The organism is Gordonia neofelifaecis NRRL B-59395 (genome assembly GCF_000192435.1).
In the GTDB taxonomy this organism is placed as follows: Bacteria; Actinomycetota; Actinomycetes; order Mycobacteriales; family Mycobacteriaceae; genus Gordonia; species Gordonia neofelifaecis.
The window spans coordinates 78115-90071 of record NZ_AEUD01000009.1; the positions used below are offsets into that span (position 1 = coordinate 78115).

Genomic DNA, 11957 nt, shown 5'->3' on the forward strand with positions numbered 1-11957 from the left:
GGCCGATTCACGCAAACCCTGATAGTTGCCTTAACCTAACCTAACTATGACTGGCCTCACCATCGTCGCAGCGTCTGCCGGCGGCACCACGCCTCCGCTCCGGCAGATTCTGACCGTCTTCGCGTACTTCCTCGCGCTCGCACTGGCGACCGGACTGACGCTCGCGCTGTCGTATCTGCTGCCGAAGAATGCCCGCGGGAGTCGTATCGACCATCGTCTGCGGTCGTTCGCGCTGCCGATCGGCGTGCTGGTCCTGGTCGCCGGGTACTTCCAGTACGTCAACCGCATCGTCAAGGCCGATATCGGCTACACCTGGGCGCAGGCGGTGTGGCCGACGCACCTGCTCGAGTTCCTCCGCATCCCCCGCGGCGAGGACATGTGGGCATCGGCCGGAGTCATGGGCACCGTCCAACTGCTGTCGTTCCTGGCGCTGGCGGTGATCCTCTTCCGGACCGGCTCGACGTCGGGCCGCGGCCTGCCGATCGCCGGATTCTGGGTGGCGATCTTCGCCGCCGCGTGCCCGAGCCTCACACTGGCCTCGCTGGATCTGGACACCATCGCCAACCGCGAACTCAAGCTCGTGCACATCCTGGCCGGCATGATCTGGGTCGGCGGGATCCTGGTCCTCGCCAGCGCCAGCCTGCTCGCGCTGCGCGGGCCGGCGACCGACGACCACGACGTCGACGCCGCCGGGGCGTGGGACCACATGTGGTCGAAGTTCAGCGTCTGGGCGATGGGCACGGTCATCGGGGTCACACTGTCCGGACTGTGGCTGGCCTGGGTGCATCTCGGCTCGTTCGGCCAGTTCGTGACGACACCCTACGGACGCTTCCTACTGGTGAAGCTGCTGCTGGTGGCCTACATGGTGGCGGCCGGAGCCTACAACGCCCTGGTCCTCATTCCAGGCCTGCGCCGGGCCCGCCTCGCGGGCGACGATCGCCGGTACACCCAGCTCGCACTGGCGAAGTTCCCGCGCATCGTCGTCGGCGAGGCGCTTGCCGCCGTCGCGATTCTGGTGATCGTGCCATTCCTGTCCGGCTCGGCGCGCAAGCAGGCGGGCGGCGCCGCGGCGGGCCCGTTCGACTGGGGCACCTTCGGCCTCGGCCTGACCCTGCTGATTCTCGCCGTCCTCACCTTCACCACGACAGTGCGCAGCATCGAGCGCCGCGACGGTCATCCGGCGGGGGCTGCGGCGTAGACGCCCGCCCGGCTACTCCCGGACGAGGAAGAAGTAGAAGTGCCGGTCGCGCACCAGCGAGGTCTTTCCGTTCATGATCCCCATGAGTGTCCGGTCGTCGACCCGCTTGAAGTGGTCGATCACCGGCTGCCCGTCGTACACCATCGACGCCGTCGACTCGCCCCGGAACTCGACCATCCAGGCGCTGGCCTCACCCTTGCCGATCTCCTTGTTGGAGTAAAGCCTGCCGTCGTCGTCGACGCAGACCATCGGCTTCACGTCGTACCACGACTCGAAGGTCTTACCGTGCCATTTCACGACCGCCAGCTGTCCGTCCATGGCGTGACCGGACGGGAGCTCACCTCCACGCCAGGAACCGAGGAGTTCCTCCACGCGGACGATCGGCAGCGCGGCCCAGATCGCGTCCAGATCCGCAGGTGCGCTGACCTCCTGTGACTCGGCACGGCGGAAGAAGTCGGCGACGGCGTCGTCGCGCAGAAGTTGAGACATATTGTCACAGTACGTCTCAAAGGCCTGGCCGGATAGCCCCTACGCGAATGTCATCTCCTCGGTGACGTCGTATTTGCGGGCGTCGATCGCGTCGAGGATGAGATTGTGCCGCACCTGCCAGGGTGCGCGGTCACCCGCCTTCGGCAGTCGTGAACCCGCCCGCTTCACATATCCGGAGTCGAGTTCGAGGAGCGGGTGAGTCTTGGGAGTCGCACCGTGCAGCGACGGGACGGCCCGGGTGTATCCGCCCGCTCGCATGTAGCGGATCAGCTCACCCACCGCCTGGCTGGTCAGGTCGACCCGCAGCGTCCACGACGCGTTGGTGTACCCCACCGACCACGCCATGTTCGGGACATCGTTGAGCATGTAGCCGCGGTAGGCGTACTTCTCGCCGGCCTCGAAGTGCTCACCGTCGACGGACAGCGCCGCGCCGCCGAAGGTCACCAGGTCCAGTCCGGTGGCGGTCACGATGATGTCCGCCTCGAGATGCCGGCCCGAGGTCAGGTCGATGCCGGTCGGCGTGATCCGCTCGACGGTGTCGGTCACCACGTCCGCGGTGCCCGCCTTCACCGCACGGTAGAAGTCCCCGTCGGGGATGACGCACAGCCGCTGATCCCACGGCTCGTACTTGGGATTGAAGTGCGTGTCGACGTCGAAGCCCTTGGGCAGCATCGCTTTCGCGATCCGCCGCATGCTGCGACGAGACAGCTTCGGGAACGTCCGGCAGTAGAGATAGACCCCCATGGTGACGAGGGCGTTGCGCCAGCGGATGACGTTGTGCGACCACTGAGCGGGCAGCACGCGCTGCAGCAGTTTGGTCATCCCGTCCTCCCACGGATACGGGAGCATGTACGTGGGCGACCGCTGGAGCATCGTCACGCTCCCCGCCGTGGGCGCCATCGACGGGATCAGGGTGACCGCGGTGGCTCCGGAACCGATCACCACGACGTTCTTGCCCGCGTAGTCCAAGTCCTCCGGCCAGAACTGCGGATGTACGAAGGTCCCGGTGAAGTCCTTCTCGCCCGGGAAATCGGGGCGGTAGGGCGCTTCGTATCGGTAGTAGCCGGTGCACATGTAGAGGAATCGGGTGACGACGGTGGTGGGCACCCCTTCGACCAGCGCGTCAACCGTCCACAGATCCGTCGTCGTGTCGAAGTCGGCGCCCGCCACGTCGACGTCGAACGTGATGTGGTCGTAGATGCCGAAGTCGCGGGCCGTCTTCTCGAGGTACTCCCGGATCTCGTCGCCTTCGGCGATCGTCCGCTCACCGCGCCAGGGGTTCCACGGGAAACTCAGCGTGAAGATGTCCGAGTCGGATCGCACACCGGGATAGCGGAACAGGTCCCAGGTGCCGCCGATTCTGCTGCGACGCTCCAGGATCCGGTAGTCCAGCCCGGGGTTTCGCTCGCGCAGCCGGTACGCCGCGTCGATGCCCGACAGCCCCGCTCCGACGATCAGTACGTCGAGCGGTTCTTCCCTGGTCCCCCGCTGCTGCGCATCCGTCATGCTCGCCGATCCTCCTGACGCCACCGATCGATATGATGTGGATCACTGTACAGACAGATCGGAATCCGCCGCCGCGCGCCGACCCGCCAGATCTTTGGGTCATGGAGCGGGCTCTGACGCCGCTTCATGACCCGAAGATTCTCAGCCCGCGGCACGCCGCGGCGCGGCCTTCTTCGCGGCCTTCTTCTTCGCCGTCTTCTTGGCCGCGGGCTTCTCCTCCGTATCGTCGTCGACGTCGCGGCCCCGACCCTTGACCGACGCCCGCAGCGCCGCCAGCAGATCGGCGACCTCCGAATCGTCGTCGGCGGGTTCCTCCTCGGACTCCGAGAATGCCTGCGAGCCATCGGCTCTCGCCTCGATGAGCTTGCCGAGCTCTACCTGGTAGGTGTCCTCGAACTGACTGGGATCGAAGTCGGAGGCCATCGTCTCGATGAGCGAGGCCGCCATGTCGAGTTCCTGGTCGCGGATCTCGACGTCACTGCTCAGGAAGTCGAAATCGGGGACGCGCACCTCGTCCGGCCAGAGCAGCGTCTGCAGGGTCATCACTCCGTCGATCACGCGCAGCGCGGCCAGTCGCGTACGACTGCGCAGGGTGAAATTCGCGATCGCGAGCCGTTCGGTGGTCTCCAGCGCCTTCGCGAGCAGCACGTACGCCTTGGCCGACTTAGACGCCGGTTCCAGGTAGTAGGGCTTGTCGAAGTAGATCGGATCCACCTGGTCGATCGGCACGAACTCGAGGATGGAGATCTCCGGGCTCTTATTGACCGGGAGCATCGCCAGGTCGTCCTTGGTGAGGACCACCCGCTCGCCGCTCTCGGACTCGTAGGCGTTGGCGATCTTCGAGAACTCGACTTCGGTGTCCGTGCCCTCCCGAACGCGGCGGTACCGGATCCGCGCGCCGTCGGCCGAGTCGACCTGATGCGAACTGCGGTCGTGACTCTCCGTCGCGGAGTAGACCTTGACCGGCACGTTCACCAGGCCAAAGCTCAGATCGCCTCTCCAGATCGAGCGCATGTGGGCCATTCTGCCAGCCCAGCGAGGACAATTCACTTCCATGGCACGATCGCACCTGGACGTGGACGGGCGGCGGATTCCGCTCACCAACCTCGACAAAGTGCTGTACCCGGAGACCGGGACGCGCAAGTTCGACGTCGTCGACTACTACATCCGGATCGCCGACGCGATGCTGCCGCATATGGCGTCCCGGCCGGTGACCCGCAAACGCTGGCCCGGCGGAGTCGAGTCGGCACCGTTCTTCGAGAAGACGCTGCCCGCAGGCACACCCGAGTGGATCGCACGGTTCACCATCGAGCACTCCGAGCGACGAACGGTGTACCCGGTGGTCCGTTCCGCAGCCGATCTGGTGTGGCTCGCACAGGTCGCCGCGCTCGAACTGCATGTGCCGCAGTGGCGGATCGACCTCTCGAACGAGCACGACCGCCTCACCGACCGCATCGTCCTCGACCTGGATCCCGGGCCGGAGGTCACCCTCGACGACTGCGCGAAGGTGGCGCTCGACATCCGCGACATGCTGGACGACGCAGGGCTGCCGTCTTTCCCGGTCACCAGCGGCAGCAAGGGGATTCACGTCTACGCCCGACTCGGAGCGCCGGTGCGATCGGAGTCGGCGCGCACCGTCGCCAAGCAGATCGCGACCACGCTGGCGCAGTCGTACCCGAAGTCGGTGACGGCGACGATGGCGAAGTCCGAGCGCGACCGCCGCGTGTTCATCGACTGGAGTCAGAACACCGCGGCGAAGACGACCCTGGCGCCGTACTCCCTGCGCGGCAGACCGCAGCCCTGGGTCGCGGCCCCGCGCTCCTGGGCCGAGCTAGCCGAACCCGGGCTGCAGCATCTGCTGCTGTCGGAGGTGCTCGACCGCTTCGAGTCCGACGGCGATCTGCTCGCCGGGTTGTCGACCGCGGTGCCCGCCGGCCACGACGATTCGGTGATCGACCTCGGCGAGTACCGGAAGAAGCGCTCCGGGCGGTCCCGCCCCGAGGCCACGCCGGCGCCCGCACGACAGCCTGCGCCCCGACCGCCACGCGAGGACCCCGAAGCACTGCCCGACCTGGTCGCACTCCGCCCGATGCTCGCCACCGACGACCCGATCGACGGGCTGGCCGACGAATGGGCCTACGAGGGCAAGTGGGACGGATTCCGCGCGTTGGTCCGCGTGATCGACGGCCGGGTCCGGCTGGTCTCACGCACCGGCAACGACCTCACCGGCGACTTCCCCGAGCTCGAGGTGTTCGGCGAATGCCTGACCGCGGACGGCGAACCCGTCGACGCCGTGCTCGACGGCGAGATCGTCGCCCTCAACGACGCCGGGCTCACCGATTTCTCACTGCTCGCCTCCCGCAGGCGCACTCGCGAGCCGCATCGGCTCCGCATGTACCTGTTCGACGTCCTCTATCTCGACGGCGTCCGACTCTGGGAGCAGCCGTGGGAGGTGCGCCGCGAGGTCCTCGAGTCGCTGACCCACTTCGACGACGAGCCGCTGATCGAGATCCCGGCTCTGCTGCCCGGGCCCGCGGACGCCGCCGTGCGCGCCGCACGCGACCGCGGCTGGGAGGGAGTGGTCGCGAAACGACGCGCCGCGTCGTACGGCAGCGGTCGACGCAGCGCCGACTGGCGCAAGCAGAAGAATTGGAACGACATCGAAGTGGTGATCGGCGGCTACCGACCCGGGCGCGGGTCCGACTCGAGGATCGGGTCGCTGCTGGTCGGCCTCCCCGCCGAGCGCGGCCTGCGCTATCTCGGCCGCGTCGGCACCGGCTTCACCGACGCCGAGCTCGACGCCCTGCTCGAGGAATTGCGGCCGCTGCAGATCAGCAGGTGTCCGTTCATCGGCGACATCGACCGTCCGGTCGCGGGCAGCGCCACCTGGGTGCTCCCGAAACTGGTGGCCGACGTCCAGTTCATGGACTGGACGTCGACCGGTCACCTCCGGCATCCGAGCTGGCGGGGGATCCGCCGCGACAAGCTGCCGGGAGACCTGTGATCTCGCACTACTGACGCGTATAACGGCCCGACCCCACGGAATGTCCGATTCTCAAGGCCGAACCGTGGTGACGGGGCGACATCACTCCAGGACGAAGACCGGGATCTGGCGGGTGGTCTTCTCCTGGTACTCCGCATAGGGCGGGTAGGCGGCGACCGCCAGCTCCCACCAGTGCGCACGCTCGTCGCCGGAGATCTCGCGGGCCGTCATGGTCTTGACGACGTCGCCGTCCTGCACTGTCACCTGCGGGTTGGCCTTGACGTTGAAGTACCACAGCGGATGCGTCGGGGCGCCGCCCTTCGAGGCGACCATCGCGTATTTGCCGTCCTCCTCGACGCGCATGAGCGGGACATACCGTTCCTTGCCGGACTTCGCGCCGGTGGTCGTGAACAGCACGACCTTCATGCCCATCAGGTCGATCGCTTCGGTGGTGCCCGCCGCCAGAATCTTCTCGGTCTGGTTGCGGACCCAGTCGGTGGGGCTCAGTTCGGGGGATTCGCTCATGGCCTCGATGGTAAGTCGGCCGCTCCACGGTCGGCCACCGTTCGCCTACTCTGGCCGGATGGTCCGGATGTCTCGCGCGCGCATCTTCGTCATCGCGCTCGCCGTCGTGGTCGTGATGCTCGGCGGCGCGTCCGCCGTCGCGGTTCATCTCGGGGCGGTCGGCTTCGTCACCACCTGGTGGAACAACCGCGACCGCGCGTACCCCGACCTCGACACCGCGTCGCTCACCCCGACGCAACGCCGGATCGTCGACGTGACCCGCGCCGAGTTCGACGCGCAGCCCGACGGCACCAAGTACTCCGAGGGCGTCGATGAGGAATGGTGCGCCGACTTCGTCAGCTGGGTGCTGAAGGAGTCCGGGGCGCCGCTGTCGAATCCGTTCTCCGGACACTGGCGGATCCCGGGCGTCTACACGCTGACCGAGTACTTCCAGAGCCGGCACCGGTTCCGGTCGGCCGACTCCGGCTACCGGCCGAAACTCGGCGACGTGATGCTGTACTCCACCAAGAGCTTCTTCCGGCAGCACACCAACATGGTGCTCGACTACTCCGACGGTCAGGTCACGACCATCGGCGGCAACGAGTGGGGCGGCCACGTGCGGGTCAATCGGTTCGAGATCGGCGGCTACGTCGGCCTCGTCGGTTACGGCGTGCTGACCGACTGAACGACTCCGAGCGCAGTGACCGAATAGTGGTCACTGCGCTCGGAGGAGACTGCGTTCGGCCAGATCGTTCAGGCCAGATCGTTCAGCTCAGATGGTGCACGTCCTGGAGTCCGTAGACGGGCGTGTCCAGCCCCTCGAACCGGGCCTTGAGCTGCAGTGCCAGGTACAGCGAGTAATGGCGTGACTGGTGCAGGTTGCCGCCGTGGAACCACAGACCCGGCTGCTGGGTCGGCTTCCACATGTTCCGCTGCTCGCCCTCCCACGGCCCCGGATCCTTGGCGGTGTCGGAGCCGAGCCCCCACACCTTGCCGACCCGGTCGGCCACCTCCTGCCCCATCAGGTCGGCCGCCCAGCCGTTCATCGAGCCGTAGCCGGTGGCGTAGACGACGACGTCGGCCGGGAGCTCGGTGCCGTCGTCGAGCACCACCGAGTTCTCGGTGAGGTGGTCGACGCCGCCGTGGGCAAGCTTGATGGTGCCGTCGGCGACGAGCTCGCAGGCGCCGACGTCGATGTAGTAGCCCGACCCGCGCCGCAGGTACTTCATGAACAGACCCGAGTCGTCGTCGCCGAAGTCCAACAGGAAGCCGGCCTTCTCGAGGCGGTCGTAATACTCCTTGTCCTGCTTGCGGATCTGGTCGTACACCGGGATCTGGAACTGGTGCATGATCTTGTACGGCAGCGACGCGAACGTCATGTCGGCCTTCTTGGTCGTCATGCCGGACGCGACGGCCTCCTCGCTGTACAGACCGCCGAGGGCGATCTTCATCAGCGACGCCGACTTCACGACGTGCGTCGACGACCGCTGCACCATGGTGGTGTCGACGCCGTTCTCGACCAGCGCCTTGCAGATGTCGTGCGCGGAGTTGTTCGCGCCGATGACGACGACCTTCTTACCGACATAGCCGTCCGGCCCGGGGTGCTGAGACGAATGGTGCTGCTCGCCGGCGAACACGTCCTGGCCTGTGAAACTCGGGACGTTCGCCTTGCCCGACATGCCGGTGGCCAGCACCAGCTGCGTCGGATGCAGGGTCATCTGCTCGCCGTCGCGGACCAGTTCGACCGTCCAGCGGCCGGACGCCTCGTCGTAGTTCGCCGACGTGCACTCGGTCCTGGTCCAGTACGGCACCTCCATCACCTTGGTGTAGAACTCCAGCCAGTCGCCGATCTTGTCCTTGGGCGCGAACACCGGCCAGTTCGACGGGAACGGCAGGTACGGAAGGTGGTCGTACCAGACGGGATCGTGCAGGCACAGGGTCTTGTAGCGGCCGCGCCACTGGTCGCCGGGGCGGTCGTGCTTGTCGACGACGATCGACGGCACCCCGAGCTGCCGCAGTCGCGCGCCGAGGGCGATGCCGCCCTGGCCGCCGCCGATGACGAGCACGTACGGCTGCACCGCCCGACCGAGCTCGGCCTCCTCGTCCTCCATCTTCTCCGCCCACGACCGGCGGTCGGGATCGCTGCCGTGCACCGCACCCATCGGCCGATTGAAGCCGCCGCGCTCCTCGTGGCCTTTCAGCTCCTGCAGCGTGGTCAGCAGCGTCCAGGCGCGGTCGACGCCGTCGTCGTCCTCACGGATCCTCAGGTGCCCGTCGCCCCGGCCCACCCGGGTCTCGAACTCGATGAACGCCTCCACGACCCCGCCGGTCTCACTCGCCTCCTCGCTGCGCGCGAACCCGCCCGCGGCCGTGTCCGACTGCCGGTCGGTGAGCATGGCGATGATCTCCTCGCGCCCCTCGACGGTCTTCAGATTCCACGTGAACGCCACGAGATCGCGCCAGTAGGACTCTTCGACGAACAGCGCCGCGACCTGTGCCGGGTCCCCGGAGGCGAGTGCCTCGTCGAAGCTCGCGAGCCAGGCGTCGACGCGGTCGGAGGGTGTGCTCCGTCCGGTGTCTGCCGGGCGGTCGATGGTCTGCGTCATGGCGGTGTTCCTTTCACTGCAGCCTTCTTGTTCTGTGATACACAGCACACTCCGGGCTGCCGATGCGGACAAGCGTTGCAGGGGGTTGCAAGGCGCTTGACCCGCCGGGCGCGCAGCGTCAGGCTGGAGTGCATCGTGTGATGCCCGACACATTCGAGGAGCCTGCAGCATGTCTCTGCCCCCGGCCCGATCGCCCCTGGAACCCGCGATCGTCCCCGGCGACGACCCCCGCGAGTTCGCCGCGGTGCTGCACGCGGTCTACGACGCGGCGCGGTCGGGCGACCGGCTGCCCGCGCGACCGAGGTCGGTGATCGGCGAATCGTGGGAGCGGGCCGCCACGGCAGGTGTCGACCCGGAGCACGGCTCGGTGGACGAACCGCTCGGCGCATCGGACGTGGAACAGCGACGGACCGAGTCCGGCCTGGCCGACGTCCTGGAATCGATCACCGGGAACCTCGATGTCCTCGTGTCGGGCAGCGACAACGTCCTCATCGTCGCCGACGCCTCCGGGCATGTGCTCTGGCGGGCCGGAGGCTCGCACGTCCTGCGCCGCGCCGACCACCTCGGGTTCACCGAAGGCGCATCGTGGGCCGAGCGCAACGTCGGCACCAACGCGATCGGCACCGCCCTGGCGTCGCGTCAGGCGGTGCAGGTCTTCTCCGCCGAGCACTTCGTCCGGACCCATCACGCGTGGACCTGCACCGGTGCACCCATCCGCGACCCGCGGACCGGAGACGTCCTCGGCGTGGTCGACGTCAGCGGGCCGGCGCCGTCGATCCATCCCGCGACCCTGGCCCTCGTCGACTCGGTGGCGCGACTGACCGAGGCCCAGCTCCGTGACGCCCACCGCATCCGGCTCGACCTGTTGCGCAGCGTCGCCGCGCCGATTCTGGCCCGCAGCGGTTCCCCGGCGGTGGCCGTCGACCCGCACGGGTGGGTGGCCGCCGTCGATCGAGTCTCCCCGCGCACCCGCGTGTCGTTGCCGCGCGACTTCAGCGCGGGGCGGTCGTACATCGGCGATCTCGGTCCCTGCGATGTCGAACCGCTGCCGGGAGGATGGCTGCTGCGCGTCACCCGACCGGACGAGACCGCCGTGACCACACATGTCGACCTCGTCGAAGCGGCCGACGGGACCGCCGTCGTGCAGGTCGACTCAGCGAGCGGTTCGTGGGTGCTGCGCCCGTCACCGCGGCATTTCCAGATCCTCGGCCTGCTCGCCGCCAACCCCGCCGGACTGACGGCCGCCGAGTTGTCGGCGCACCTGTTCGGCTCCGCCGACCGGACGGTCACGGTGCGCGCGGAGATGTCACGGCTGCGTCGCCGCCTCGGCGGGCTGATGGCCGCCTCGCCGTATCGCTTCGCAGACGGCGTCAGCGTCGGGGTGCCGCCCGCCGCAGCGTGATCTGACGGCGGTGCAGCGGTCGTCTAGCCTGGATCAGGAAACGGCCGATGTCCCAAAGGAGACGCATGTTCGTCATCGCGCAGATCAGCGATCTCCACTTCGACGGTGGGCCCGACCACCGCAGGCGCGTCGCGGCCGTGATGGACTACCTCAACGGACGTTGCGGCGGCCCGCGGAACATCGATGCGCTGCTCGTGACCGGTGACGTCGCCGACGAAGGCCTGCCCGAGGAGTACCGAGAGGCGCTCGACGCCCTGTCCACGGACATCCCGATGCTGATGACCCTCGGCAACCACGATGAGCGGGCCGCGTACAGCGCGGTCGTCCGCGGCGACGAGTGCAGTGAGCCGGTGAACTCCGCGCTTCACCTGTCGGGACTGCTGATCCTCGCGCTCGACTCGTCGATTCCCGGTCGGTCGGACGGCTACATCGCCCGCGCCACCCTCGACTGGGCGCGCGCACAGATCGCGGAGTCCGGTCCCGACACCGACGTGCTGGTCTCGTTCCACCACCCCGCCGTACCGGTGGGCATCCCGTTCATCGACGACCGAAGGCAGCTCGACCCCGATCTGCTCGCCGAGTTCGTGGCCGAGCATCCGAACATCGTCGGCTGCGTCGCAGGCCACGCCCATACGCCCGCGACCACCACCTTCGCCGGAAGGCCGCACGTGATCGCACCCGGCGTCGCCTCGACCCTGAATCTCCCGTTCGAGGGCACCGATATCGTGAACGCGGCACAGCAGCCCGGCGTCGCGTTCCATCTCATCGACGACGATCACCGCCTCACCACCCACTTCCGCGGCGTCCCGGCGTAGGACGGCGCGGCCGCGCGAACGTCCGCCCCGGCCTCGCCCCCAGGTTGCACTCTCCGCATTGCGTGACGGGCTGCGCGCCTAGGCCACTCGACAGGCCTGAGGCGGTGACCTGCGGAGAAACACGGCCTTCCGATCAGTTCAAATCAGCAGTGTTCGGCGTGACCATCTGGTGGTCACGCCGAACACTGCCGATGCCAGAGCTGCCGATCAGTACCGCCCAGGTCCGTCGAGCAGCCCGCGAACGAAGTAAGCGAGCGTTGTCGGGACCCTCGTCGTCAGCACACGAGCCTCGATACGCCGCGGCGCTTGCGCGCCGGGGCTACTCGACAATCCTGAAGCGGTGACCTGCGGAAATACAGGACCTTCCTTATAGACCCCGCACGCAGGTCTCGACACGCTCGACCAACCTGGGAGGAACTCACAGCTTTACGTTACGGAGCAGTGATCAGCGGAA

The 11957-nt window shown here is 67.8% G+C and carries 10 protein-coding genes; 5 read left to right on the forward strand and 5 right to left on the reverse strand.

Going from position 1 to position 11957, the window contains the following annotated elements; translation table 11 throughout:
* The first annotated feature begins 46 nt into the window (after window positions 1-46).
* A complete protein-coding gene (locus tag SCNU_RS11515; RefSeq protein ID WP_009679547.1) occupies window positions 47-1198 on the forward strand; it encodes a copper resistance D family protein in 1152 nt (383 codons plus the stop codon).
* A gap of 12 nt (window positions 1199-1210) precedes the next feature.
* Here SCNU_RS11515 and SCNU_RS11520 read toward each other — a convergent pair whose 3' ends face one another.
* The 3 genes from SCNU_RS11520 to ku form a co-directional block, all read right to left on the reverse strand.
* Window positions 1211-1687, reverse strand: a complete 477-nt coding sequence (locus SCNU_RS11520; RefSeq protein WP_009679548.1) for a DUF4334 domain-containing protein — start codon at window positions 1685-1687, stop codon at window positions 1211-1213.
* A 39-nt stretch (window positions 1688-1726) separates the two neighbouring features.
* The gene (locus SCNU_RS11525) at window positions 1727-3193 is read right to left on the reverse strand and encodes a flavin-containing monooxygenase (protein WP_009679549.1); all 1467 of its coding nucleotides are present in this window, start codon (window positions 3191-3193) and stop codon (window positions 1727-1729) included.
* A 141-nt stretch (window positions 3194-3334) separates the two neighbouring features.
* Entirely contained in the window at window positions 3335-4207 is an 873-nt protein-coding gene (gene ku, locus SCNU_RS11530; protein WP_009679550.1) for a non-homologous end joining protein Ku, read from the reverse strand.
* A 40-nt stretch (window positions 4208-4247) separates the two neighbouring features.
* Here ku and ligD point away from each other — a divergent pair, with 40 nt between their 5' ends.
* Window positions 4248-6197 carry a non-homologous end-joining DNA ligase gene (gene ligD / locus SCNU_RS11535; protein ID WP_009679551.1) on the forward strand — a complete coding sequence of 650 codons (1950 nt, stop codon included), beginning with the start codon at window positions 4248-4250 and terminating at the stop codon, window positions 6195-6197.
* Between the two features lie 81 nt (window positions 6198-6278).
* On the opposite strand, the gene SCNU_RS11540 is transcribed toward ligD, so the two are convergent.
* Window positions 6279-6701: a nitroreductase family deazaflavin-dependent oxidoreductase gene (locus SCNU_RS11540; protein WP_009679552.1), complete on the reverse strand. Its 423-nt coding sequence runs from the start codon at window positions 6699-6701 to the stop codon at window positions 6279-6281.
* 58 nt (window positions 6702-6759) lie between these two features.
* Between SCNU_RS11540 and SCNU_RS11545 the strand changes: the two genes are divergently transcribed.
* Window positions 6760-7365, forward strand: coding sequence for a CHAP domain-containing protein (locus SCNU_RS11545; RefSeq protein WP_009679553.1), 606 nt, complete (start codon window positions 6760-6762; stop codon window positions 7363-7365).
* Window positions 7366-7447: 82 nt separating this feature from the next.
* Here SCNU_RS11545 and SCNU_RS11550 read toward each other — a convergent pair whose 3' ends face one another.
* On the reverse strand, window positions 7448-9286 hold the full coding sequence (locus SCNU_RS11550; protein WP_009679554.1) for a flavin-containing monooxygenase: 1839 nt from the start codon (window positions 9284-9286) through the stop codon (window positions 7448-7450).
* A 169-nt stretch (window positions 9287-9455) separates the two neighbouring features.
* On the opposite strand from SCNU_RS11550, the gene SCNU_RS11555 reads away from it, so the two are divergent.
* Both SCNU_RS11555 and SCNU_RS11560 read left to right on the forward strand, forming a co-directional pair.
* The gene (locus SCNU_RS11555; RefSeq protein WP_009679555.1) at window positions 9456-10688 is read left to right on the forward strand and encodes a helix-turn-helix domain-containing protein; all 1233 of its coding nucleotides are present in this window, start codon (window positions 9456-9458) and stop codon (window positions 10686-10688) included.
* A 65-nt stretch (window positions 10689-10753) separates the two neighbouring features.
* Entirely contained in the window at window positions 10754-11503 is a 750-nt protein-coding gene (locus SCNU_RS11560; RefSeq protein ID WP_009679556.1) for a metallophosphoesterase family protein, read from the forward strand.
* Window positions 11504-11957: the final 454 nt, after the last annotated feature.

Excerpts from the sequence above, each read along its gene's own strand:
- SCNU_RS11515 (WP_009679547.1), top strand. The coding sequence starts at position 47 with ATGACTGGCCTCACCATCGTCGCAGCGTCTGCCGGCGGCACCACGCCT.
- SCNU_RS11520 (WP_009679548.1), bottom strand. The coding sequence starts at position 1,687 with ATGTCTCAACTTCTGCGCGACGACGCCGTCGCCGACTTCTTCCGCCGT.
- SCNU_RS11525 (WP_009679549.1), bottom strand. The coding sequence starts at position 3,193 with ATGACGGATGCGCAGCAGCGGGGGACCAGGGAAGAACCGCTCGACGTA.
- ku (WP_009679550.1), bottom strand. The coding sequence starts at position 4,207 with ATGCGCTCGATCTGGAGAGGCGATCTGAGCTTTGGCCTGGTGAACGTG.
- ligD (WP_009679551.1), top strand. The coding sequence starts at position 4,248 with ATGGCACGATCGCACCTGGACGTGGACGGGCGGCGGATTCCGCTCACC.
- SCNU_RS11540 (WP_009679552.1), bottom strand. The coding sequence starts at position 6,701 with ATGAGCGAATCCCCCGAACTGAGCCCCACCGACTGGGTCCGCAACCAG.
- SCNU_RS11545 (WP_009679553.1), top strand. The coding sequence starts at position 6,760 with ATGGTCCGGATGTCTCGCGCGCGCATCTTCGTCATCGCGCTCGCCGTC.
- SCNU_RS11550 (WP_009679554.1), bottom strand. The coding sequence starts at position 9,286 with ATGACGCAGACCATCGACCGCCCGGCAGACACCGGACGGAGCACACCC.
- SCNU_RS11555 (WP_009679555.1), top strand. The coding sequence starts at position 9,456 with ATGTCTCTGCCCCCGGCCCGATCGCCCCTGGAACCCGCGATCGTCCCC.
- SCNU_RS11560 (WP_009679556.1), top strand. The coding sequence starts at position 10,754 with ATGTTCGTCATCGCGCAGATCAGCGATCTCCACTTCGACGGTGGGCCC.